General features: G+C 63.1%; 32 protein-coding genes. 18 read left to right on the top strand and 14 right to left on the bottom strand.

The window, feature by feature from the left end; translation table 11 throughout:
* Window position 1: 1 nt before the first annotated feature.
* The 3 genes from BWR18_RS01640 to BWR18_RS01630 are packed head-to-tail and all read right to left on the bottom strand — an operon-like array spanning window position 2 to window position 2426.
* Entirely contained in the window at window positions 2-1723 is a 1722-nt protein-coding gene (locus BWR18_RS01640; RefSeq protein ID WP_076626409.1) for a sensor histidine kinase, read from the bottom strand.
* Entirely contained in the window at window positions 1701-2225 is a 525-nt protein-coding gene (locus BWR18_RS01635) for a hypothetical protein (protein ID WP_076626408.1), read from the bottom strand. Before BWR18_RS01635 ends, BWR18_RS01640 begins: the two co-directional genes overlap by 23 nt.
* Window positions 2226-2258: 33 nt before the next feature.
* Window positions 2259-2426: a hypothetical protein gene (locus tag BWR18_RS01630; protein ID WP_157598616.1), complete on the bottom strand. Its 168-nt coding sequence runs from the start codon at window positions 2424-2426 to the stop codon at window positions 2259-2261.
* A 218-nt stretch (window positions 2427-2644) separates the two neighbouring features.
* On the opposite strand from BWR18_RS01630, the gene BWR18_RS01625 reads away from it, so the two are divergent.
* From BWR18_RS01625 to BWR18_RS01615, 3 genes are all read left to right on the top strand, one after another.
* Window positions 2645-3238 carry a YqaA family protein gene (locus BWR18_RS01625; protein WP_216637312.1) on the top strand — a complete coding sequence of 198 codons (594 nt, stop codon included), beginning with the start codon at window positions 2645-2647 and terminating at the stop codon, window positions 3236-3238.
* A 116-nt stretch (window positions 3239-3354) separates the two neighbouring features.
* Window positions 3355-3714, top strand: coding sequence for a DUF3140 domain-containing protein (locus BWR18_RS01620; protein WP_076626406.1), 360 nt, complete (start codon window positions 3355-3357; stop codon window positions 3712-3714).
* 80 nt (window positions 3715-3794) lie between these two features.
* A complete protein-coding gene (locus tag BWR18_RS01615) occupies window positions 3795-4769 on the top strand; it encodes an amidoligase family protein (RefSeq protein ID WP_076626405.1) in 975 nt (324 codons plus the stop codon).
* A gap of 3 nt (window positions 4770-4772) precedes the next feature.
* Here BWR18_RS01615 and BWR18_RS01610 read toward each other — a convergent pair whose 3' ends face one another.
* Together BWR18_RS01610 and BWR18_RS01605 are read right to left on the bottom strand one after the other, a co-directional pair.
* Window positions 4773-4979 carry a hypothetical protein gene (locus tag BWR18_RS01610; RefSeq protein WP_076626404.1) on the bottom strand — a complete coding sequence of 69 codons (207 nt, stop codon included), beginning with the start codon at window positions 4977-4979 and terminating at the stop codon, window positions 4773-4775.
* Window positions 4980-5068: 89 nt separating this feature from the next.
* Window positions 5069-5260, bottom strand: a complete 192-nt coding sequence (locus BWR18_RS01605) for a NepR family anti-sigma factor (RefSeq protein WP_076630053.1) — start codon at window positions 5258-5260, stop codon at window positions 5069-5071.
* Window positions 5261-5593: 333 nt separating this feature from the next.
* Here BWR18_RS01605 and BWR18_RS01600 point away from each other — a divergent pair, with 333 nt between their 5' ends.
* Both BWR18_RS01600 and BWR18_RS01595 read left to right on the top strand, forming a co-directional pair.
* The gene (locus BWR18_RS01600; RefSeq protein ID WP_076626403.1) at window positions 5594-5785 is read left to right on the top strand and encodes a PLDc N-terminal domain-containing protein; all 192 of its coding nucleotides are present in this window, start codon (window positions 5594-5596) and stop codon (window positions 5783-5785) included.
* A 174-nt stretch (window positions 5786-5959) separates the two neighbouring features.
* Entirely contained in the window at window positions 5960-6508 is a 549-nt protein-coding gene (locus tag BWR18_RS01595; protein WP_083957606.1) for a GNAT family N-acetyltransferase, read from the top strand.
* Window positions 6509-6796: 288 nt separating this feature from the next.
* Here the strand turns inward: BWR18_RS01595 and BWR18_RS01590 are convergent, their stop codons facing one another.
* The gene (locus BWR18_RS01590) at window positions 6797-7288 is read right to left on the bottom strand and encodes a PRC-barrel domain-containing protein (RefSeq protein ID WP_076626401.1); all 492 of its coding nucleotides are present in this window, start codon (window positions 7286-7288) and stop codon (window positions 6797-6799) included.
* 92 nt (window positions 7289-7380) lie between these two features.
* Window positions 7381-8193, bottom strand: a complete 813-nt coding sequence (locus BWR18_RS01585; protein WP_076626400.1) for a response regulator — start codon at window positions 8191-8193, stop codon at window positions 7381-7383.
* Between the two features lie 124 nt (window positions 8194-8317).
* Here BWR18_RS01585 and BWR18_RS21525 point away from each other — a divergent pair, with 124 nt between their 5' ends.
* The 5 genes from BWR18_RS21525 to BWR18_RS01560 all read left to right on the top strand — a co-directional run bounded on the left by BWR18_RS21525 (window position 8318) and on the right by BWR18_RS01560 (window position 10971).
* The gene (locus BWR18_RS21525) at window positions 8318-8491 is read left to right on the top strand and encodes a NepR family anti-sigma factor (RefSeq protein WP_157598615.1); all 174 of its coding nucleotides are present in this window, start codon (window positions 8318-8320) and stop codon (window positions 8489-8491) included.
* A gap of 245 nt (window positions 8492-8736) precedes the next feature.
* Entirely contained in the window at window positions 8737-8931 is a 195-nt protein-coding gene (locus BWR18_RS01575; RefSeq protein WP_076626398.1) for a hypothetical protein, read from the top strand.
* 108 nt (window positions 8932-9039) lie between these two features.
* Window positions 9040-9864, top strand: coding sequence for a ParB/RepB/Spo0J family partition protein (locus BWR18_RS01570; protein ID WP_083957605.1), 825 nt, complete (start codon window positions 9040-9042; stop codon window positions 9862-9864).
* Window positions 9865-9985: 121 nt separating this feature from the next.
* Window positions 9986-10246 carry a DUF7218 family protein gene (locus BWR18_RS01565; protein ID WP_076626396.1) on the top strand — a complete coding sequence of 87 codons (261 nt, stop codon included), beginning with the start codon at window positions 9986-9988 and terminating at the stop codon, window positions 10244-10246.
* An 11-nt stretch (window positions 10247-10257) separates the two neighbouring features.
* A complete protein-coding gene (locus BWR18_RS01560) occupies window positions 10258-10971 on the top strand; it encodes a gamma-glutamyl-gamma-aminobutyrate hydrolase family protein (protein WP_076626395.1) in 714 nt (237 codons plus the stop codon).
* Window positions 10972-11050: 79 nt separating this feature from the next.
* Here the strand turns inward: BWR18_RS01560 and BWR18_RS01555 are convergent, their stop codons facing one another.
* From BWR18_RS01555 to BWR18_RS01530, 6 genes are all read right to left on the bottom strand, one after another.
* On the bottom strand, window positions 11051-11242 hold the full coding sequence (locus BWR18_RS01555; protein WP_076626394.1) for a CsbD family protein: 192 nt from the start codon (window positions 11240-11242) through the stop codon (window positions 11051-11053).
* Between the two features lie 67 nt (window positions 11243-11309).
* On the bottom strand, window positions 11310-11777 hold the full coding sequence (locus BWR18_RS01550) for a baeRF12 domain-containing protein (protein WP_083957604.1): 468 nt from the start codon (window positions 11775-11777) through the stop codon (window positions 11310-11312).
* On the bottom strand, window positions 11767-11973 hold the full coding sequence (locus BWR18_RS01545) for a hypothetical protein (RefSeq protein WP_076626393.1): 207 nt from the start codon (window positions 11971-11973) through the stop codon (window positions 11767-11769). The genes BWR18_RS01550 and BWR18_RS01545 overlap by 11 nt, the downstream gene beginning before the upstream one ends.
* Window positions 11974-11975: 2 nt before the next feature.
* Window positions 11976-12434: a DUF4112 domain-containing protein gene (locus BWR18_RS01540; protein ID WP_076626392.1), complete on the bottom strand. Its 459-nt coding sequence runs from the start codon at window positions 12432-12434 to the stop codon at window positions 11976-11978.
* A complete protein-coding gene (locus BWR18_RS01535; protein ID WP_076626391.1) occupies window positions 12406-12564 on the bottom strand; it encodes a YqaE/Pmp3 family membrane protein in 159 nt (52 codons plus the stop codon). Before BWR18_RS01535 ends, BWR18_RS01540 begins: the two co-directional genes overlap by 29 nt.
* Window positions 12565-12600: 36 nt before the next feature.
* On the bottom strand, window positions 12601-13590 hold the full coding sequence (locus tag BWR18_RS01530) for a YihY/virulence factor BrkB family protein (protein ID WP_076626390.1): 990 nt from the start codon (window positions 13588-13590) through the stop codon (window positions 12601-12603).
* Window positions 13591-13710: 120 nt separating this feature from the next.
* Here BWR18_RS01530 and BWR18_RS01525 point away from each other — a divergent pair, with 120 nt between their 5' ends.
* The 5 genes from BWR18_RS01525 (at window position 13711) to BWR18_RS01505 (ending at window position 16785) form a co-directional block, all read left to right on the top strand.
* Complete coding sequence (locus BWR18_RS01525; protein WP_076626389.1) at window positions 13711-14196, top strand: hypothetical protein; 486 nt, start codon at window positions 13711-13713, stop codon at window positions 14194-14196.
* Between the two features lie 3 nt (window positions 14197-14199).
* Window positions 14200-14598: a phage holin family protein gene (locus BWR18_RS01520; RefSeq protein ID WP_076626388.1), complete on the top strand. Its 399-nt coding sequence runs from the start codon at window positions 14200-14202 to the stop codon at window positions 14596-14598.
* Window positions 14591-15373, top strand: coding sequence for a DUF3618 domain-containing protein (locus BWR18_RS01515; RefSeq protein ID WP_076626387.1), 783 nt, complete (start codon window positions 14591-14593; stop codon window positions 15371-15373). Before BWR18_RS01520 ends, BWR18_RS01515 begins: the two co-directional genes overlap by 8 nt.
* 86 nt (window positions 15374-15459) lie before the next feature.
* The gene (locus BWR18_RS01510; RefSeq protein WP_076630051.1) at window positions 15460-16419 is read left to right on the top strand and encodes an AI-2E family transporter; all 960 of its coding nucleotides are present in this window, start codon (window positions 15460-15462) and stop codon (window positions 16417-16419) included.
* A gap of 99 nt (window positions 16420-16518) precedes the next feature.
* A complete protein-coding gene (locus BWR18_RS01505; protein WP_076626386.1) occupies window positions 16519-16785 on the top strand; it encodes a DUF883 family protein in 267 nt (88 codons plus the stop codon).
* 93 nt (window positions 16786-16878) lie between these two features.
* Here the strand turns inward: BWR18_RS01505 and BWR18_RS01500 are convergent, their stop codons facing one another.
* A complete protein-coding gene (locus tag BWR18_RS01500) occupies window positions 16879-17130 on the bottom strand; it encodes a hypothetical protein (RefSeq protein ID WP_076626385.1) in 252 nt (83 codons plus the stop codon).
* 150 nt (window positions 17131-17280) lie between these two features.
* Here BWR18_RS01500 and BWR18_RS01495 point away from each other — a divergent pair, with 150 nt between their 5' ends.
* From BWR18_RS01495 to BWR18_RS01485, 3 genes are all read left to right on the top strand, one after another.
* The gene (locus BWR18_RS01495; RefSeq protein WP_076626384.1) at window positions 17281-17775 is read left to right on the top strand and encodes a YciE/YciF ferroxidase family protein; all 495 of its coding nucleotides are present in this window, start codon (window positions 17281-17283) and stop codon (window positions 17773-17775) included.
* 355 nt (window positions 17776-18130) lie between these two features.
* Window positions 18131-22078: a chemotaxis protein CheB gene (locus BWR18_RS01490; protein WP_076626383.1), complete on the top strand. Its 3948-nt coding sequence runs from the start codon at window positions 18131-18133 to the stop codon at window positions 22076-22078.
* A complete protein-coding gene (locus BWR18_RS01485; protein ID WP_076626382.1) occupies window positions 22075-22443 on the top strand; it encodes a response regulator in 369 nt (122 codons plus the stop codon). The genes BWR18_RS01490 and BWR18_RS01485 overlap by 4 nt, the downstream gene beginning before the upstream one ends.
* Window positions 22444-22763 lie beyond the last annotated feature (320 nt).

Raw genomic sequence — 22763 nt, 5'->3', positions numbered from 1 at the left:
GTCACAGTCGGTCAAAGACCAGTTCGACAATGTAACGGTCGCCTTCGCGGTCCTGCCGAAGGCTGCCGCCGACCTGCAAGGCGAAGGCCCGGATCAGCCGCGTCCCCAGACCGGACTCGCGTGGCTCCAACACATGCCCCGACAGCGAATTTTCGACGCGCAGGCGCATCTGCCGCCCGGTGTCGCCGCCCGTGCGCTTCATGGAAACGGCAACGAAAACAGGGGCATCCACGGAACCGCTGGCGTGTTTTATGGCATTTGTCAGCGCCTCGGTGACAAGCATGGCCAACGGGCCCGCCTGATCCGGCTCCAACGTGACCTTGTCCAGATCGAGCCGCAGGTCGATTTGTCGGTGCGCATCCGTGTTCAGGTTCACGTTCTGACGGGTCAGATCCTCCAACAGCTGATCGGCGCGCAGCTTGGACAGGGACGAGGTTTCATACAGGTCCTGGTGAAACTTGGCGAGGCTGGACAGCCGCTGCTGCACGCGGCGCAACGCATCCTCGGCCTCGGGGCCGACATCCTGACGGATCTGCATGTTGATGATCGAGGACATCAATTGCAGGTTGTTCTTGACCCGGTGGTGCACCTCGCGCAGCAGCAATTCACGCTCGTGCACCTTTTCTTCCAGATCGGCCTCGTCGCGCACCACCTTGTCGGCGACCTGTTCGAACGTCTCGCCGATCTCCTGCAACTCGCGCGGGGCGTTCGAGACGGAATTGGCCCGGAAGATGGCGCGCCCGTCGGCAAAGCTGCGCATACGCATCCGCAGGGCGCGCACTGGCCCGATGACCTGATGGCGCAGCGCCATGATGGCCACCGTCAGGCTGACCAGCCACATGAGCAACGGAAAGGACGCCGCCCGCAGGATCAGCGGCAGATCACCGGTATTCAGGCGTGGCACATCCCAGATCCCCAACGCGTAGGCGCGATCGGGGACAATCGGCGCAAGGGTGTAGTCGCGGCGCTGGCCGTCCACGCTGAGGGCGGAAAAGACGCGCTGACTGCTGCCGACAAGGGCGGTCAATCCGCCGTCGGCAGGCAACAGCGGGGCGACCCCCTCTCGGTCACCTCCGGTGGTCAACAGCTGACCCTGCCCGTCAAAGGTGACAAGGGTCAGGTTCGGGTCGGCATCGGCCGGGGCACGTGTTTCGGCCAGCGGCGTGGCCGGAAAGGACAGCGACACGAACCCGAAAAACGTGTCGTCGCGGCCGCGCACCGGCTGCCTGATGATCACCACCGCGTCGTTTGATACATTGCCCGACGGGTTGAAGGCGACATCCGGCAGGCGTGCGTCGAACAATTGATCAATTGCGGGATTGTCGGAGAAATCAAAGCGCTGCCCGGCGCTGTTGCACGTGGTCACCTGATCCATGTCGATGAAACCGGCAAAGGAGAACTTGTCGTTCTGCCTGACGGCATTCTGCATGGCCGCGACGCAGTCCTCCGAATCCTCCAGCAAGGCCGGAACCGCGTGGCTCAGCCCGCGGGCCAGGCCAAAGGCGCGCGTGATCGCCTCGGCCCCGGGCCGCGCGGCACGCAGGGTTTGCGCGGACAGGCTTTGACGGTAGCCGTCGCGCGCGGTGTTGATCGCTGACCATGATTGCAGGATGGCGATCACGCCGAGGGGCAACAGGGCCAGCGTCAGCAAGGCCCCGATGCGAAACGTCAGCGACGTGCGGTTCGCGTCCGCGGTGTCGTCACCCGAATTGTCTGCTGTCACTGGATTGCCTTCTATGTGCTTGAAGTATCATTGTGATCCTGTCGTTACTCAGGATGTCATGTCTGGCGTCCATGTCCATGAGGCCCGCCAATTTATTGTGCTCGTGGTTGACCCGGCCTTCGACGGTGTCGTGGGGCCCGTCGCACATGTTGGCCGCGTCCGCATCGTGGTATCCCGCGACACAGACCAGCAGCAGGGCCACGCGCTGATCCGCCGGACGCGTGCGCACAGCCGATAGAAGATCGTCACAGGCCAGCCGCTTTTCCTGCGCCGGTGGCGCGGTCCGCGTTGTGGCACCGTGCCCGTCGGCACCAAGACCCGCGCGCTCCGCGCTGCGCATCTGCGAACAGGGGGTGTTGCGCAGGATCGTGAACAGCCGGGCCATCATGTCGGACCCCGGTGGGACCCTAGGCAGCGCCTTCTCGACCGGTCTGTGGACCAGATCCACGACCCGCGCGGGGTCATCGGCAAGGCCCGAAGAAATGGCAAGTGCGGCGCCCATGCGTCTTTCGGGCTGAGAGTTTGCATGACGCACTCATTTCTCTGTCGCCGCGCCGGATGTCTTGCGCAGCGCATTGAGAAGGATGCCCAGCCGCTCGGGCCCCGAGTGCTCAGGCGCGCATGTGCCAAAGGCTTGTCGCAAGGACGCCCGGATCGCTGCCATGCGCCAGCGGTTGGTCTGACCGTTCAGGATCTGTGCCATGTTGCTTTGCCTCTGTGTTTTTTTGTCTGCCCGCTGGATCAAACCCTTCGCTCGCGCGTTTTGTTCCATGGGTGTCTCACACGGCGGACATGCGCAGAACGCACCGCCGGGGTGGATTGCGTGGCGATATGGGGCGCTGGTTGTCATACATGCCGACGGGGTCGGGCCACATGACCCCGTCCGCGCGCAGGGCAGCGCGGGCAAGGAGAGACAAGGGCATGATGCGTGACACCACATCTGATCCGGACACGGACGCACACGATCTGTTGCACCGCCTCGCGCAGCACCGCACTGGACTGGCCGCCGCATCCTTTGCCGAAAGCACGGTGGCCCCCATACCGCTTGAAACGGTCGTGGTGCCGCTGATGGTGGGGCACCCGCGCCGCGCCCTGACCATTGCGCTGGCCATCTGGCTGGGCTGCCTTGCAGGTGCTGCGTTGTTCTACGGGATCGGGCTGTGGCTGGCCGATCCGGTGGTGCGGCCCGCCCTCGCAGCCCTTGGGCTGGAACAGGACTTTGCAGAGATGACGGACCGGCTGGGGACCGATGGCCTGTTCTGGACCGTGTTCCTGGTGTCGTTCTCGCCCGTGCCGATGCAGTTGGCCACGCTGGGCGCCGGGGCGGCAGGCGGCAATGTCGTCAGCTTTCTGGCGGTCATCGCCCTGTCGCGCGGATTGCGATATTTCGGGCTGGCGATCCTTGCCCAGATCGTGGGGCCGCGCATCGCACGGGCCGGAGTGCCGAAACGCGTGCTGATCCCCGCGATGATCGGCCTGCTGGCCGTGGTCTGGGGGATATCCCGACTTGTCTAAGCCTGCGGGCCTCTGACACTGCAAAGAACGCCGTTACGCCTGCGCCGTGCTGCAACCAAAGCCGGTCCAGCGGCGTTCCACCCGTGAACCCACGCTGCTAAAAACGGAGCCTCGGCATGTCCTCCTCGAAATCACGCGACCAGATCTGGACCGAATGGCGGGAACAGGTCAACATGAGCCCGTCCGAGATCGAGGCGTGGCTGGACACGGACGAGAGCAAATCGGTCGGCGACACCGGCGACGCGCGTTCAACCGGGCGCGCATCCGCCAAGCGGATCGTCAAGATCAAGCGCACCAACAAAGACGATCTGACCGATGACCAATGGGACCACATGGCGACGGTCGTGGGCTACATCAATCGCCATTGCAGCCAGGGCGGGCCGGACGCGGATGTGGAACACAGCAAATGGCGCTACTCGCTGATGAACTGGGGGCATGATCCCCTCAAATCGGATGGCTGTTCGGACGCCGCATAAGGCGCAAAGCGGCTGCGCCGCCCCACCCCGCTGACGATCTGTTGACATCCGCCGCACAGCGGCACCACACAGGCCCTGACATGTCCCACACTGACACCCCCTTTGCACCGCTGCCCCGTCCGCAAGGGTCCGATGGCACCGACCGCCGCGTCGGTGTCGAGATTGAGTTTGCCGGACTGACCGAAGACGCCACCGCCACGCTGGTGCGCGCCGAATTGGGCGGCGACATCCACCGGGACGCGACCCATGACCTGCATGTCAGCGGAACGGAGCTGGGGACGGTCAAGATCGTCCTCGACACGGCGCTGCGCAGGCTGGGCGACGCCGGACCGGTCGACAAGGTGCTCGACGCCCTGCGCGGCCTGATCCCGGTCGAGATTGTCACCGATCCCCTGACCCGTGATCAGCTTGTCCGACTGGACACGTTTCGCGACACGCTGCGCCGGAACGGGGCCGTGGGGACGACGGACGGGGTGCTGTTGGGGTTCGGGGTGCATCTGAATGTATCCATCACGGACACACACGATCCTTTCACCTGGCAGACCGTGCTGGCATTCGCCCTGATGCAGGGGTGGCTGCGGCGGCGGATGCCCATCGACGGAACACGGCGGCTGATGCCCTTTGTCGCCCCCTGGCCGGATGCCTTCGTGACAGAGCTTGCGCATATCGGTCCGACACCCACGTGTGACGCGGTGCGCGACCTGTATGCGCAGCACTGCAACAGCCGGAACCATGCGCTGGATCTGCTGCCGATCTTCCGCCATGCCGATACAGAGGCTTTTGATCGCCTGTTCCCGAACCAGTCCAACACCAAGGGGCGCCCGGCCTTTCACTTTCGCCTGCCCGATTGCCGCATAGACGATGCCGCATGGTCGCTGAATCTGGAATGGCAGCGTTGGCGTCTGGTGGAGTTGTTGGCCGCGGATGCGGATGCGCTGTCCGCCCTGACGCGCAAGCGCCGCGCCTGGGCGGCTCAAACGGCTGCGGGCAGGCCCGGCTGGACAGATGTGGTGCAAGAGGTGCTTGGCACGGACTGGGCCGCGCTCACGCGCTGAGGCTTACTGTTTGTCGTCTTCGTCAACCAGACGGTCCACGTCACCCTCGGCCTTCGGCGCGGCAAATCCATATCTGGCATCAAGCAACTGCAACAATTGGCGACGCCCCTCCGGCGTGGTCTCAAGGGCGTTCATATCAAGGTCAGGATGCTCTTTGCGCAAGGATTTTTTCAAAGCGGGCCAGTGTTCTTGGATTTCATCCCAGTTCATGTCGATCTCCCATATCGTGAGACGAACGCGCGCCGGTGCAATCTGTTCCCGGGCGCAAGACCGCCCCGGGCACTGGCGCGTCACAAGGATCAGGTCATGTCGTTGCTGTCCGATTGCCCTGTTTCCGTATCGCCACCTGTTGCGTCCGCATCCCGGGCGCGTAGACGATCCAGCAATTTCAACAGGTGGTCGGGCACGGGTTCTTCCGCCACCTTTTCAAATGCCCGCTTGAGGTTGCGATCAATCTCGTCGTCGACCGTCCTGGAACCGCGACGCGTCATCCTATGCTCCTTGTCGATCCGTCGGATGAATTTATCGGCAAGATGCGGCAGGCGGTCAATGGGACGCACCGGCACGGCGGGGCCGATCCCGACATCGGGACCGCTGACGGTGCCACCGACAGGCCCAGGGCTGGGGCGACGTCGGCAAACCGAGGGGAAGCATGAAAAGCCATTGGGCATCGCTGCGCGCTTTGCCTCAGGCGCAGGACCGCTCCGGTCCTGCCCTCACCCCCTCGTGCCCGCCTTCGGTTGTGACCACCGCGCGGCGCGATGGAACCGTCTGCCCGACAGACAGGTTGTCCACGTGTCACTTCCAAAAAAAGGAGATCCCTCATGGTAGAGATATATGGCGTTGGCGGCTTCATCCTGCTGGTCCTGAACGTTTGGGCCATCGTCAGCATCATCGGTTCTGCCGCGTCCACCGGCGCCAAGGTCCTTTGGGTGCTCTTGATCCTCTTGCTGCCGGTTCTGGGCTTCATCGTCTGGTTGATCGCAGGACCCAAGGGCGCGCGCCGCACGGTGTGACCGGGCCGGTGGCACGATGCGGCGCGACAACGCGCAAGACCGCTGCGCTGTCGCGAAAAACCGTGGCGCGCATCCGATCCTCGCGCGCGATCAGCGGATGTACCGCGCCTGCACCCAGCCCCCCTGCCCGCGCCGTTCCGCGCGGCGGGGGCTTTGACATGAGGACGGCAAGCCATGACAGCGTGCAGACATCATGCGCAAGATATCCTGCCACGGCGCGCCCGACTGACGTCGGGCCGCGACGTTGAAATTCGAATGGTCAAGGCACAGGACAGCGCGCTGATCCGGGACGGTTTCGCGCACCTGTCAGAGCGTTCGCGCTTCATGCGCTTTCTTGCGACGCGCAGCGCACTGACCGACGCGGACCTGGCGCGCATCACGGATGCCAAGGATGAAGGGAACGTGGCCCTCGGGGCTGTCACCCGACCGGACAACACACCCGTCGGCCTGGGCCGCTTCATCCGTCTGGACCCGGAGGGCCCGGACGCAGAGATGGCGCTGACCGTGGTGGACGCATTTCAGGGACAAGGCGCGGGGCGACTGTTGCTGGGCACCTTGGCGCAGGTTGCGAAAGGGTGCGGCGTGACCACATTCATTGCGCTTGTACACCGCGATAACCGCGCGATGCTGGGCTTGCTGCGCAGCTATGGCGCGGTGGTGGAACAGGGCATAGAGGTCGATCTGGAATTGCGCCTGCCGCTGTCATCGGTGCCGGCCATCTGAGTAGCCCACGCGATCTTTATCACTCGTGCTATGCAGTATCGACCGGCGGCAGCGATACGTCCGGTGTCAGGGTCATGCCCTGCCCCCCCCCCCGCTCCCTGCCACATCAAGCGATGCGTCCAGATCGCTGACCCGCTGGCGCAGGATGCGTGCCATTCGGTTGCAGAGGCTCGTGTCGAGCAGATCACGCCTTTAGCCTTTGGCTTTGGTGCATGCTGCTCCGGCAGAGAACACAAAAAAGGGGGGCGTGACGCCCCCCTTCTCAGATGCTGAATGACCGTCAGTCAATCAGTTCCAGAAACCTTCATCGACGCCTTGCATCGCTTCCAGGTCTTCTTCGTTATACTTGGTCACATAGGCATAGGACATGTCATCCACGGCCACCAGGTTCAGGTCCGACACGGAAATGACGACGTGCTTGTCGCCGATGTCCAGAAAGCCGCCCACTTCGGCGACAATGCCTGTCACCTTGCCGTCGCTGGTCAGCACCAGGTCTTCAATCTCGCCGATCTGGTTCCAGTCGGCGCCGACCTCGTCGTAGTTCATTTCGGGGTTCCAGCCTTCGTCATTGGCTTGGTTCATCGTGTAGATGGCCCCACCGGTGATGTCGCGCGAGCGGATCAGCATGCCCTCGGACTGTGCCAGCTCTTCGCTCGACATGGCGGTTTTGGCAGTGTTGTTGTGCATCTCCCACCGGTTGTCCTTGGTCTCCATCTGCGCGAATGCGGCGGATGTGGACAGGGCCAGAACGGCGGCGGTGCTTGTGAGAATACGTGTCATCTTGGTTCTCCTTCGATTCCATCTAGGTTACGATTGAAGAACGCGCCGCAGCGAACGTCGGTTCCCGCCACGGCTGTATTCAAGGCACTTTTTTAAGCCTTCAGTGTCTTGGTCGATGAAAAGAACATCGCCTGGCTGATCGCGGTGCGCACCTGCGGTTCGCTAAAGGGCTTGGTGATCAGAAAGGCGGGTTCCGGCCGGTCGCCAGTCAACAATCGTTCAGGGAATGCGGTGATGAAAATCACCGGAATGTCGCCCAGATCCGCCAGAAGATCCCGGACGGCATCAATGCCGGACGAGTCGTCGGCCAGCTGAATGTCCGCCAGGATCAGGTCGGGCGGCGTCCGGCGCCCCAGATCGACGGCGGCGCTGCGCGTGCGGGCAATGCCCGTCACCTTGTGGCCGCATTCGGCCACCAGCGCCTCCAGATCCATGGCAATGATCGCCTCGTCCTCAATGATCATGACCTGTCCGGCGATGGCGTTGCCCATCTCGCTGTACGCGGTAGAGACCATCAGGTCTGCTTCCTGCCCGTTGATGCCCATGATCTGGGCGATCTCGGACACCGTGAAATCCTCGATCGTGGACAGCAACAGCGCCTCGCGGCTGTTCGGCGTCAACTTGTTAAGGTGCTTGCGCGCCGTGTCTTTCAGCCCGGTTTCGGACCCGGCATCAAGCGCTTCGCTGCGATGCCAGATCGTGTGAAAGACGCGAAACAGGGCCACCTTGTGCGACAGGGACCGGTCAAAGCTGGCTTCATCCCTGAGGATCGCCTCAAGCGTTTCGGCGGCGTATGCGTCACCGCTGGTTTGGCTGCCGGTCAGGGCGCGCGCATATCTGCGCAGATAGGGCAAGACCGGGCTGATCGCGTCCGCAAGCTCTGTCGAAGCGGCATTGGATGTCATGGAAGGGCGTCCTCTCAACAGTTTACGGAACTCAGCGTCCTACATAGGCATTAATCTGATATCCACCACAGGCGTTTATGTCTCTGGGCAAAAGGATCTTCGCAAGACGGAAAGGCAGCGAAACATGACAAGAAACAATAGAGCAGATACATCGCAGGCCCACATAACCGAGAACCTCAAGCGTGCATTTCAGGACACCTCGGACGAAGACGTCCCAGACAAGTTCCGGGTCATGCTCAATATGTTCAGGGATCAAAGCGGCCCCGTCGCGTTGAAACGCGGCACGCACTCCACCTAAGCGTCGGCGAAACATCCAGATGCTGCATCTGCGACATCTCTGGCAGGCAGCATAATCACCCCCGCGCACCGGGGACGTTGGCACCTGGCCGTTGCGCTGAAGCGCAACAGTCGTAATCCGTCGGCATCGCATACGTGCCGACCGCAGCGACCGTATCGCACCGATCACGCGAGCAGATATCGCGGAACCCTTCGGGCGCGGTTTTCGTTTCCCACATTGATACGCACCAAATTAGGAGGCCGCGCATGTCAGCCCCGAACACCAATATCGACCGTCAAAAGAAACGCCACCGTCCTGCACTTTGGGGTATGGCCGTTGTCGCCGTCTTTGCCGGTCTTGTCTTTTTTCTCAACGTGGCATTCTCGGTAGATGGCGACGGGCCTCTTGACGCGTTTTTCACCGACGACGCGCCCGTTCTGGAAAGCGATCCCGAAAACTGACGCAGGCCACCGAACGGTGCTGTCGCCGTTTGTCAATCATTGTCACGCACATCCGCAACCGCGCGCAGGTCGATCTGCGCGCGGTTTTTGCAGTGCAAAGGACATGACATGCCAAATGACTTCCAACTGATTGATCCCGCCCTGTGCCGCCTGTGGCCGGGCAATCCCCGCGCCGCCCGCACCCTGACCGATGACGCCTGCGCCGATCTGATCGACAGCCTGCGCACGCAGGGCCGTCAGGAACTGCCCGCCATCGTCCGACCCCTGCCCCAGGACGACACCCACAGCTACGAGATCATCTGCGGCGCCCGCCGCCACCACGCCGTCATGCATCTGCGCGCGGCGGGTATGGATATCGGATTTCTGGTCGAGCTGCGCGCGCTGTCGGACGAGGAAGCGTTCCGAGTGGCCGATGTGGAAAACCGGACGCGGGCGGACATCAGCGATTATGACCGGGCCAAATCCTATGCGGCGGCGCTGGACACCTATTACGACGGGGTGCAGGCGCACATGGCGGCACGGATGCAGGTCAGCACCGCCTGGCTGAGCCGGCACTTGCAACTGGCCCGTCTGCCGCAGGAGATCGTGGCTGCCTTTGCCGATCCCGGTGACATCCGCGAACGCCATGCCCGCCAGATCGGGCACCTGCTGGCCGACCCGGAGACCGCCCCCGATGTTCTGGCCGCTGCCGCCGCGATCACCGCAGACGGCACCGCGCTGCCTGCCCCGCAGGTTGTGTCGCGCTTGCGCGCCGCGGTGTGCACCGCACAGCGCCTGCCGCATGGCGCGCTCCAGTTTCGCCGGTCCATGCACGACGCGCCGATCACGATGCAGCGCCGGGGCAAGGAGGTCACGCTGCGCTTTTCCCCCACACTCGGGGAAAAGGCCCTGCGCGGGGCGTTCGAACGCTTTATCGCGCATACCTACGGCTAAGGGGCGGCGTTGCCCGTTGGCAATGCCGGTCAAGCCGTTGAAATCGAATATCTTTCCATGCAGGGACACGGGAACCTTTGTCCAGTTGGCGCGTTGCCAATTTGGACAAAGGAGACGCGGAATGACCAAGGATCATGGGCCATCCATCAAGGATGATGACACCTACGAAAGCCTGCGCGACAAGGGCTACGACAAGTCCAAGGCGGCGGCCATCGCCAACGCGCAGGCCAGCGACGACATGGACCCGTCCGCCAAGGGAGGGTCCGCCCCGCCCTACGAAGACTGGACCAAGGACGACTTGATGGACCGCGCCCGCGAGCTGGACATCGAGGGCCGGTCTGGCATGACCAAGGATGAATTGATTGACGCGCTCAGGGATTGAGTGAGGACCTCATGACACGTCCCTGCATTGCCGTCACCACCTCGACCCGGTCGGGCTGGCGCATCTTTCCACTGGTCAACCTGAACCTGTGGCTGGCCGGTGGGCGCGGCGTGCGTTGGGGCGCGGGCCGTCCCGCAGATCTTGACCGCGTCGATGGGCTGATCATCGGGGGCGGCGACGACATCTCGCCCGAGTTATACGACGGCGACGTGCGCCTGAGCGCCCGCATCGACGCGGCGCGCGACGCATTGGAACGGCGCCTTGCGGACGAGGCATTGGGCCAAAACATCCCCGTGCTGGGGATCTGCCGGGGCGCGCAGATGCTGAACGTCGCCCTTGGCGGGACGCTGCATCAGGACGCTTGGGATATCTATCCCGACGCCGATTTCGTGAAAACCATCCTGCCCCGTCGCGCGGTGCGCGTTGTGCCGGACAGCCACCTTGCCCGCCATGCAGGCACCGCGCCGATGCAGGTCAACGCGCTGCACACGCAGGCGGTAGACCGTCTGGGACGCGGTTTGCGCGTGTGTGCCCGCGACACCGCCGGAATGGTGCAGGGGGTCGAGCGGATGCAGGACCCGTTTGCCCTGGGCGTTCAGTGGCACCCCGAACACCTGTTTTACGCCCGCCGCCAACGCCGCATCTTCCGCGCGCTGGTCTTGGCGGCACGTGCCTATGCAAGGGGCCGCGATCAGGTCCACGCCGCCCGGACCGATCCGGCATAAAAAAAGCCGGCCCGAAGGCCGACCAAGGGAAATTGCCGCGACCCGAGGGAGGAAAAAGGGTCGCGGCGGTGGTGTATGTCTAGCTCGACATGCTGTCGAGTTCGCGTTCGGCTTCCTCTTTGGACTTGCCGTATTTCTTCTGGATCAGGCCCACCAGTTCTTCCTGGCTGCCTTTGGCCTGTTCCAGTTCGTCATCGGTCAACTCGCCATATTGCTGGCGCAGCTTGCCCTTTGTTTCGTTCCAGTTGCCTTTGATCTGGTCCCAATTCATCGCTGTCTCCTTTTCTCGTCTGTGTTCGCGGGGTCAACGCGCCGCGCGTCCGTCCGGTTCCACCGGTTCAGTCCGCGTCGGCCAGATCCCGCGCGAGGTGCTTTTCGATCTCGTCGATAGGGTGGTTTGTCAGCACCTTGGCGATGTCGAAGATCACCCGGTCCTGCACCTTCTGGTGCAGTTCCGCGCGCAACTGGCTGAGCACGACGCGGCTGGCGATCAGCACGATATGGTCGAACGCGCCCTTGTGCGCATATTTGTACAGCCGGTCCGCAAGGTCCGAGGCAAAGCGTTCCTTTTCCAGCTCGTGCCAGTCGGTGTCATCCACGGCAGAGCGCTGCACGGACGGGCCGTCGTTGAAGCGGCCGGGGCGGTTGGCGGCCCATTCGCGGGCCGGTGGATTGTCCTGTTCGTCCTTGCGGATGACGGTCAGGTCCATGTCCATCTTGTCGCCCTGGTTTTTCAGGAACAGCGCCTTTTCACCGTCGGCAACGATCACCCATGTGTTCTGGGGCAAGCCTGATTTACGCATCATTGTCTCCTGTCTTGTCTGATTTGGTGACGCGCGTCTGACCGGCGGGGCGCTCGGTCGCGCCCTTTTCTTCATCGCGGCTGGCGATGTCGCGTTGCAGCGTGCCGCCGCTGCGGCCCTGCTGGCCCACAGGGCCCGCTTCGCCCAGTATCTTGTCGCTGTCGCGGCTGCCGTCTTTCGATCTGTGTCTTTCTGCCATGTCTATGCCTCCTTTTCCGGTGTGTTCGTCCGGCGTGGCGCAGGCTGCGGTCGGCCCTCCCGCGCCTCGATCCGGGCCAGTTCGGCCTTCAGAACCTCGATGTTGCGGCGGTGCGACTTGAACGCGATGTCAAAGAGATCGCCCACAATCGGGATCGCCCCCACGGCCATGTCGATGCCGGTGTTGATCGCGATGCGGGTGCAGGCCCGGCGCCGCGCACCGATGCGCCGCGCTTCGTAGAACATGGCGGCACCGGGCAAGGCGGTGGCGATGTCGCCAACCCCGGGAATAAGCCCGAGAATGGAATCCCAGCCCACCGGAATGCCAAGGACGCGAAATCGCGCGTCCAGCTTGGTGGCCAGCCGGTCAAGGCGGGCGACCCGGTTGCGCCGCGCGGCACGCTCCTGCGTCGTGATGCGCGCGGCGCCGGGGTCATCTGCGTGCGATGATGTATATGGCATGTACGATCCCCGGAATGTAGCCCAGCAGGGTCAGCAGGATGTTGATCCAGAAATGCTTGCCGATGCCCACCTGGAGAAAGACGCCAAGCGGCGGCAGCAAGATGGCAATAATGATGCGGACAAGGTCCATGGCGGGGTCCAATCGGTCATGTGTCAGGTTGCCGGCTCAACGCGCAGGCGCGCCTGACTGTTCCGCATCCGCCCCATCATTCTGGTCGCGACGGGCACCCAGCGTGTCGGCCTTGACCGCGCCGCGTTCGCCCATGGGGCGGTCCGGTCCGACGGTCGTGTCCGTGGCGGTCTGCGCCTCAAGCTCGGCATCAAGCAGTGCGCCCAGCAGCACCACAAAGGCCGACAGCCACAGCCACGTCATCAGGATGATCACACCCGCCAGCGCGCCGAAGGTTTCGTTGTAGCTGGCAAAGGACTGGACATAGACGCTGAACCCGACGGTGCCCGCCACCCACAGCACGCAGCTGAACGCAGCACCTGGCGTCACCCAGCGCCAGCGCGGCGCGCGCCTGTCGGGACCGTGGCGATACAGAAAGGCGATGCCCAGCACGCCCAGCGCCAACATGATGGGCCAGCGCAGCATCAACGCGGCATCAATCAGGCCCTGCCCCGCGCCGACAAATGTCAGAGCCGCAGGAATGGCCGCCACCACAACCACCATCACCGCAAGCCCGAGAATGATGGCAAGCGTCAGTCCGATGACCAGCAACTTGGATTTGAGGAAACCACGTGTCTCGTCCTCTTCGTAGATCAGGTTCAGCCCTTCCACGAGACTGCCTGTCGCGCTTGACGCGGACCACAGCGCCAGCGCGATCGACACGATGGCCGCGAGGCCCAAGGCCCCTTGCCCGGCACCGGAGACGTCCGACAGTTGCCCGGTGATGACGTCACTTGCGGCCTGCGGCAGCATGTTCAAAAGCCAGCCCGCCTGGTCCACCAGTGACGCGGGGTCGTAGAACATGCCGGTGATCGCGACGCCTGCAGACAGTGCCGGAAACAGCGACAACAGGCCGTAGAATGCGACGCCCGCCGCCAGCAGGCCGATGTGCAGGTCGCCCATGCCCGACCAGACCCGTGCGGCAACATCAAACCATCCGGGGCGCGTCACGTGTCCGGGCGTGCGTGCGGTGCGTTCGCGGGTCATGGAAAATCCTCCGTTGGCGTACCGATGCAACGCCACGTGCCAGCCATTGTTCCGGGAACTTTCGTCGCCGCGACCGCGTTCAAGGAAGCAATCCACATATTTTGATGCAAGGAGAACGACATGGCCGAGACCTCCCAGAAGCCCTTGGTTAACAAGGTAAAGGACAGCGCCGCCAGTGCCGCGGCCGACATGTCCGATGCAGCAGCCGGAAAGGCCCGGAAGGAAGCGGAGGCGGCGCGCGACATGATGACGGACGAAGCGGAAAAGACCGCCGACGCAGCACAGGCCGCCGCCGATGAGTTCGACCCCGGTTCGATCCAGGCCAAGGCACTGGAAGAGGTGGCCCGCCAGGTCGATCACCTTGCCGATCAGATCCGCACCACCGATATCGACCGGCTGGCCCGCAGCGTGGGACAGGCCGCACAGCGCAACCCGCTCATGTTCGTGGCCGGTGCGGCCCTGGTCGGCTTCGCCGCGACACGCTTCATGCGGTCCCGAGACCCGGAGCGGCGCACGGCATATCGCGTCAACGACCCCCATGCGACCGGCGGCACCACGGACGGCAATGTCTGGCGCGTGAACGAGAACACCAGCGGAGGGGCGTGAGCGATGACGCAACACGCCGATATCAAGGACACGCCGTCGCTGATGGTGAAGGCGTTCCGCCAACTCAGCCAACTGATGCAGGACGAAGTGGCCCTGGCCAAGGCCGAGCTGTCACGCAACCTGTCGCGGGCTGGGGCCGGGCTGGCATTGCTGGGCGTGGCGGCCATCCTTGCGCTGACGGCGCTTGACGTGCTGGCCGGGGCGCTGGTGGCCTATCTTGCGACCACGGACATGAGCGTGGGCACCGCCGCGCTTATCGTGGGTGGCGCATGTCTTGTCGTCGCCCTTGTGCTGGCCTTTGTGGGCAAGTCACGCCTGTCGGCGGACGCCTTGTCGCCCGACCGCACGATTCACAACATATCCAAAGACCTTGATGCCATGAAGGAGGCGACCGATGCCTGACGGATCCTTGCCCGATATTGAACAGCGGGTCGCGCGCGACCGGGCCGAGCTTGCCCGCTCGCTCGACGTCTTGAGCAGCACGCTGGACCCCGACCGCCTCAAGCGCGAGGCGTCTGACTTCGTCGACAGCTACGGGTCCGATCTGGGCCGGCAGGCATGGACAGCCGCGCGGGAAAATCCGGCAGCGTTTGCGCTGGTCGGGGCCGGGCTGGCATTGCTGCTGAGCGGAACGGGCCGCCGCGATGAGGGTGATGCCGTGCCTGCAGCGGACCCGCCGGTGGCGGTTCCACCCGACGCGGCGATGGACGGTTTTGACGCCCGCGTCGCCGCTGCAGATGCACAGATGCGAAAACAGGAAGAGGCCGCGCACGCACCAGCGAGCGCCAGCCGCCTGCGGGCCGCACTGCACAGCGGCCTAGACACCTTGCCGCCCGAAGCGAAGGTGCGCATCCTGAACGCGCGAGAGGCCGCGATTTCCGCACAGGAGGCCGTGGAGCGACAGACCGCGAAAATGGCCGGTCAAGCGTACAGCATGGCCCGCCGCAACCCCATCGGTTGCGCCGCGGCAGCGTTTGGTGTGGGCGCCCTGGTTGCGGCCCTGTTGCCGTCCACCCGACGCGAGGATGAATTGCTGGGGGCACATCGCGACGCAATGATGGCCGAGGCACAGACCGTGTTGCAGGCAGAGGTGGCGCGCGCCCGCGACGCCGTGGCGGACGCAATCGCCGAAACCGACAAAGGGCAGCGCGACGCGGGCTTGCACGTTCCGTCGTGAACAAGCACCAGGCGCCGTCCGCGCCTGTGGGATCTTCACGCAGGGCCTTTCTGGATGTGTTGACGACGCCGCGCGCCCGGTCCGTCATGCTGTTCATCCTGACGATTTTCGCCGTCGGGGGCATCATGATGTGGGCGCGACCGGTGCTTGCCCCCATGACGTTCGCACTCGTGGTGGGGATCGTGGCATCGCCGCTCGCTGATCGGCTGCATGACTGGGGCGTGCCGCGGATTGCCGTCGCCGCCGCACTTCTTGTGTTGACCAGCGGCGCTCTGGTCCTGGGGTTCGTTCTGCTGGAGCCTCTTCTCAATTCGATGGCGGCCCGGCTGCCGGAGATCCGGGCCGAGATCGAAGGCTGGGTGCAGAGCGCCTCGGGTCTGGTCCGCGGGATCGAGACGATTTCAAACGAGATCGAACAGACCGTCGGCGCATCGGACGCGGATGGCGCGGCACCCGAGCTGCCCACCGTCATGGATGCGCTGTGGCTTGCGCCCGATCTGGGGGCGAGCGTGCTGATCTTTGCAGGAACCCTGTTTTTCTTCATGTTGACGCGCACCGACCTGTATGCCGCCGCTGGCCGGTTCAGCGGAACGTTGTTTCAAGCAGACCGCGCGGTGGCACGGTACTTTCTGGCGGTATCCATCGTGAACGTGGCACTGGGCGTTGCCGTAGCCGTTGTCATGTCCGTTATCGGGTTGAACAACGCGGTTTTGTGGGGGCTGGCCGCGGGCCTGCTGAATTTCATCCTGTATCTCGGGCCGCTGACCATCCTGTTCGGCCTTCTGATCGTCGGCATGGTTCAATTCAACGGCGCGTATTCCCTGCTGCCACCCTTTGCGTTTTTGTGCCTGAACCTGATCGAGGCGCAATTCGTGACGCCCGGTTTCGTCGGGCAGCGCCTGCGGATCAGCCCGCTGGCCGTATTCGTGGCCATCGTGATCGGGCTGTGGCTTTGGGGGCCGGTCGGCGCGATCGTCGCGCTGCCGCTGACATTGTGGCTGGCGGTCCTTCTGAATGCGCGCGGCCCGGCAGACAGGGCCACCTGAACACGCGGGGCACGCCCTGCCGATGTATCGGCGGCGGAACCGATCATGCCGCACCGCGTTAACCCTGCAAAGGTTCACCCCACGAAGGAGGCGCATTCAATGACCACATATCACCCCGACCCATCGACCGAAGCGACGAACGGCAATGGCAGCGACACGTTGGCCGACACGGCGCGCAAGGAATTTGAAACCCGCCGCGCACAGGCGAGCGACGCAATGGAAAACACGCGCCGCCAAGTCGCGGACACGGCGCAACGCACCTCCGATCAAGGGGCGCAATTCGTGCGTGACAATCCCGCCCTCGCCCTGGCGGGTGCTGCTGGGATCGGTTTCTTGCTGGGCCTTGCGTTTCGCGCGCGCGATTAAGCGGCAGACGTTTTCAACTTGTAAAAAAGGGGTGTCGCGGCGGACACCCCTTTTTTATGAGAACCTCTAGGCAAACAAAGGCTCATGCGTGTGTCAGACTTCGGGATCACCGGGCCGAGGGATCGCGTCTGTCCGGTCCTTGCGCGTTTCATCCCACGCAGGATCGTTACGCTTGATGCGGCGCGAGATGGCGTAGGCGACAGGCCATGACAGCGCAAAACCCAAGGCCGCGGACCACAGGATCGGCACCCAGCCATAATAACCAAGGCTGAGCGCGACAATGACGAACCCGCCGGTCAGCACCGCACCTGTCATCAGCGTCAGAAACATGCTTAGTCTATCCATTGGACACCTCCTGCTCGATGAACCAGCAAACCGGCATCCCGGTTCCGTCATCAACCATATGCGTGCCGGAACGGCGGAAGGCCCCCCGGAACAAATTCGACCGGGGCGGGTTGCAGATGGGACAGCACAACTGCAACCGGAGGATGCACCATGTCACTCAACTCCCTTCACGACGTATATATCGACCAGCTTCAGGACATCTACAGCGCCTGCAAACAGTCAGGTGGCGTGACCCGCAAGCTTGCCGATGCCGCCACGGATACATCGCTCAAGGACGCGCTGGAGCGTGGGGTCGAGGGCATCGAGCGCGGGATGGACACGCTTGGCGACATCATCAAGGGCCACGATGCCGACCCCGACGGGGAGCATTGCAAGGGCATGGAAGGCCTGGTCAACGAAGCCCGCGCGCACGGGCTGGAGCAGGACTTTGGCGACAGTGCCGCACAGGACGCGATGATCATCACGCAATACCAGCGCATGGCCCACTACGCGATTGCGGGATATGGCTGCTGCCTGGCGTTCGCCCGGCGCATGGACCACACCGAGGATGCGTCGAAACTGGAGGAGTGTCTGAACAAATCCTACGATGGCGACCGGGCGATGACAGATCTGGCGACCGGGAACATCAACAGGGATGCGGCCTGATACGCCCGGCATATGACGGCTGCCCCTTTGGCCCTTGGCACAGTGTCCTGCAGTGTGGATTGCATGTGACATCGCGGGACGCGCCGGGCTGGTTTTGTTGGTTTTTTGATCCAGCGGGCCGTGGCGTATGGCCTGTCGCGCGCGCAGGCCGGACGCGATATCGGATCACAAGATCAACTCAAGGTTGACGCAAAGCGCGTCGCAGGAAAAGCTGCGCTGTGGCTTTTTTGGCGGGAGCACGAGACCAGTGGCACATGGCATCCATGAGTGTAAGCTTTTCCTTACACCTGCACATTGGTTTTCGGGTGACTTCCGCTACGTTGCGGCATTGACGCTGTAACGAAATGTATTGCCTATGACACAGATCGACGCCCCCCAGGCCGAAACGCCCATCATCGGCATCGGCGCGTCCGCGGGCGGGCTGGAGGCCCTTAAAGGCGTCGTTGCGCACATTCCTGCAAATCTGGGCGCGTGTTTTGTCATCGTGCAGCACCTGTCGGCGGATCAGGACTCTATCCTGGACCAGTTGCTGCAGCCGGTGTGCCCCGTGCCTGTCACCCAGATCAAGGATGGAGAATTTCCGCGACCCAACCATGTCTACATGGTGCCGCCGGGTTCAACGCTGCAATTGTCGGACGGTCACTTCAAATTGACGAAGCGGTCGCAGGACCGCGGCGCGTTCCGGCCCATCGACATGTTCTTTCGGTCGCTGGCGGACACCATGGGGCGGGATGCGTATTGCGTGGTTCTGTCGGGCACCGGTACGGATGGATCCGAGGGGGTGCGCGCGATAAAGTCGGCCGGGGGGTTTGCGCTGGTGCAGGAAAGCACCGGCGCACGGTTTCCGGGCATGCCGGACAGTGCCGTGGCGACCGGACTGGTGGATTTCGTGCTGCCCGCGCGCCAGATACCCGCGCGTCTACACGAGATTATCACCCATCGCCGCCAGCTGATGGACGACACCGCGCAGGCCGACCTGCGCAGCTCTGTCGAGGCGCACCTGCCCCAGATCACCGCGCGCCTGGCGGATGTGGCAGGCAATGACTTTTCCCGATACAAGCCCGGCACGCTGGTGCGCCGGATCGAACGGCGCATGGCGCTTTTGCGGGTTCAGTCGGTCGAGCGGTTCATTGATGTGCTGACTCAGGACGACATGCAGGCCGAATTGCTGGCGCAGGAATTCCTGATCGGCGTGACGAAATTCTTCCGTGATCCCGAAACGTGGTCCGCGCTGCGCGCGCAGGTCGTGCGTCCGCTGCTGGCCCGTGACCAGACCCATATTCGCGTTTGGGTTCCGGGATGTTCCACGGGCGAAGAAGCCTACTCCATCGCGATGCTGTTCCTTGAAGAGATAGAGGCGCAGGGCGCGCAACACTCGCTGCAGGTGTTCGGGACCGATATCGACACCGCAGCGCTGTTCAATGCGCGCCATGGCGTGTTTGCGCCTGCGTCGATGGAGGCGTTGAGCGACGCGCAGCGCGAACGGTTCTTCGCCATCGAGAACGGGCAGTACCGGGCCCTGCCGGTCCTGCGCGATTGCTGCGTGTTTGCACCCCACAACCTGATACAGGATCCTCCATTTTCCCGGCTGGACCTGATTTCCTGTCGCAATCTGATGATCTACCTGTCCGCCGAATTGCAGGCGCGCGTTGTGCCGCGCCTGCATTTTGCATTGCGCGAGGGGGGGCATCTGCTGCTCGGGCCGTCCGAAGGCGTCGGTGATGAGGACAACCTGTTCCTTGAGGTCGACCGCACCCACAGGATCTTTGCCAAGAACGCCGAGGCGGTCACCAAATACTCCGCGCTGAGTGATCCCAAGCCCCGGGCGCGGGCCGCACAGCCGCGCCCGACCCAAGGCGATGTCGCGGCCCTGCCCGCTGCGCATACGGATGCGGCACGCCAGACAATCGCGGAGCGTGAATATCTGAGCCGGTTCGCGGCCCCCTATGCCCTGATCACGGGCAGCGGTGACATCGTCTTTCTGTCCGAAGGCATGACCGCGTTTGTCGCGCCCAAATCGGGGGTGCCGTCCAGCAATATCGACGCCTATCTGCGCCCCGAACTGCGCCTGCCCGTGCGCAACGCGTTAAAGCAAGCCCGCGCGCGCCGCGGCATCATAGAGGTGCAGGACGTGATGCTGGACGACGATGGGGTGACGTCGTTTGTCGATGTGCATCTGGGCGTGACGCGGCAGGACGACACGCTGTTTCTGGTCCGGCTGAACCGTGTGCGCAGCCTCGCCCAGGAGGCGGTCAGCGACGCCGTCGCCAGGCGCGAGACCACGGATCAGGACATGCTGGAGGCCGAGAATTTCAGCCTGCGCCGCCAGTTGACGGACGTTTTGCAGGAACATGAGGCATCCAGCCAGGAGCTGAAGAACACCAACGAGGAATTGCTGTCGATGAACGAGGAGCTGCAAAGCTCGAACGAGGAGCTTGAAACCTCGCGCGAGGAATTGCAGTCGATCAACGAAGAACTGGAAACCGTCAATGCCGAGTTGCAGGAAAACAACCGCCTGCTGACGCGCGTCAACAGCGACCTGAAAAACCTGTTCGAAAGCACGGACGTCGCCGTTTTGTTTCTGGATCGCAATTTCTGTGTACGGAATTTCACCCCGACGACCACGCGGTTGTTCGGCATCCGCAGGCGCGACATCGGGCGGCCCATTTCGGACCTGTCGTCGAAGATGGATTATCCCGGTCTGGCAGAGGACGCCGCAAAGGTTGACGACACCCTGCAACCGATTGAGCGCGAGATCGGCATTGATGCGTCGGGCGAGACGTACCTGCTGCGCATCAGGCCGTATCGGACAACCGAAAACCTGATCGACGGCTATGTGCTGTCCTTTTTCGACATCACGTCGCGCAAGCAGTACGAAGATACGTTGCAGCGCAACCAACAGGAGTTCACGCGGCAATATGCCGAGTTGGAAAACCTGTATGACACGACCCCCGTGGGCCTGGCACTGGTGGATACCGAATATCGCTGGATGCGCATCAACGAGAGCCTTGCCGCCATCAACGGGTATCCGGTGGATGCCCATATCGGAAAGTCGCAACGCGAGTTGCTGCCGGAAATTGCGGACGGTATCGAGGCGGCCTTTCAAAAGGTCATCGACACGCGTGAACCGGTGCTTGGCGTGGAAGTGACGGGCGAGACCAAAGCCGAACCCGGCGTCACCCGGCACTGGATTGCGGATTACTATCCCGTCTCGGCGGACGAGACGGTGTTCGCGGTCGGCGCATGTGTGCGCGAGGTGACGGACCAGAAACGGCTGCAGGCGGAATTGGAGGAAAGCCGCGCGCGGCTGCAACGGCTGTTTGATGCATCACCGGTGTATGTTGCGATCACCGAAGGGCCGAACCACGTCTTTACCTATTCCAATCCGCCCCATGACGCGATCTATGGGCATCGTCCGCTGATCGGCAAACCCGTGCTTGACGCCATTCCCGAACTTGAGGGCCAAGGCGTGATTGAGCGGTTCGATCAGGTGTACGACACTGGTGAAACGCTCAAGATCCCGGAATTCAAGGCCGTCTTCGACCGCCACGGCAATGGGGATCACGACGAAGGCTGGTTCGTGCAGACGCTGGAGCCGATCCGCGACGGCAATGGGGATGTCTCCGGCGTTGCATCGTTTACCTTTGAGATCAGCGACGCGATCGAGGCGCGCGACGCCGCCAAAGCCTCGGACGCGCAAAAGACCCTGCTGTTGGGAGAGTTGGAGCATCGGGTCAAGAACACCCTGGCCACGATCAGCGCGATTTCCAAGCTGCTGCTGAAGGGCACGGACACTGCCGCCGACTACCAAAAGCGGCTGTCCCAACGGTTGCAGGCCATCGGGCGGACACACAACCTGTTGACGGGCGTCGACTGGACCGGCGCATCGCTGGATCAGCTGGTTGCGGCAGAACTGGCGCCGTATGCATCCGACGGCCCGGCGCCGGTGTTTGAACGGCGGGGGCCCGATGTCGCGCTGGACAGTTCGGAGGCGCTTCCGCTCGGCATGGCGTTGCACGAATTGACAACAAATGCCGCGAAATACGGCGCGCTTTCGGTACCGAATGGCACAGTTGTCATTGCGTCGTGCATCGATGCGATGGAGGATGGTCAGGAAAGGGTCACGCTGACCTGGCAGGAGGAGAATGGCCCGAAAATCAAGAAGGCGCCGGACCGCAGTGGTTTCGGCTCACTCATTCTCGACAAAGTGCTGGCCCGCGATCTGTCTGCGGACGTAAACAGCGACTTTGCCCCGGATGGCCTGATCTTTGAAGTGAGTTTTGTTCGGGAGGTGCCCGCATGAACCAAAAAAACATTCTGATCCTCGAGGACGAGGCGATCATCGCGATGGACATGGAGATGATGCTGGAAGACAGCGGATTTTCCGTTCTGGGGCCGTGCAGTTCCGTTGAAGCGGCACGAGAGGCCATGGCGTCGCGGCGCCCCGACGTTGCGATCCTGGATGTCAACCTGGGCCGCGGGAAAACAAGCTTTGCCTTTGCCGAGGAAATCCACGCGTTGGGCGTGCCGTTTGTATTTCTGTCGGGATATTCGGAAAACAGTGTCCAAGCCCCCGAAGTGCTAAAAAGCGCATTGCGTTTGGCAAAGCCCGTGCAGGAAACCGACCTTTTGTCGGCGGTGAACCAATTGATGTCCGGACTTAGGTGAAGCACCTATTTTAGACCGGTTGCGATAACCGACTTGGATACGGTCCAATGCTATCCACGCGGTCCGGCAAGCTGGTTGCGCCGAAAATGTCCACCTTGTTCACGGCGTCCGGCACACGGCCGAGGGGGGATGACGCCTACTTTCGCCTGAGCGCTGCACCAACGACCAAGGCATCGACGACGGGTGTGGATTGAAGATGGCGGAGCCTCAATTGCGAACACCTGCGTGGATGATGACGGCGATCCATCCGTTTACGCGCGACGGAACGATTTCATCCGCTCAACTGTTGGACAACCGACGCGTTTGCCATTGTTGAGCGA

This window comes from Tateyamaria omphalii (assembly GCF_001969365.1).
Lineage (GTDB): Bacteria > Pseudomonadota > Alphaproteobacteria > Rhodobacterales > Rhodobacteraceae > Tateyamaria > Tateyamaria omphalii_A.
This window is presented reverse-complemented; position numbering and strand designations above follow the sequence as displayed.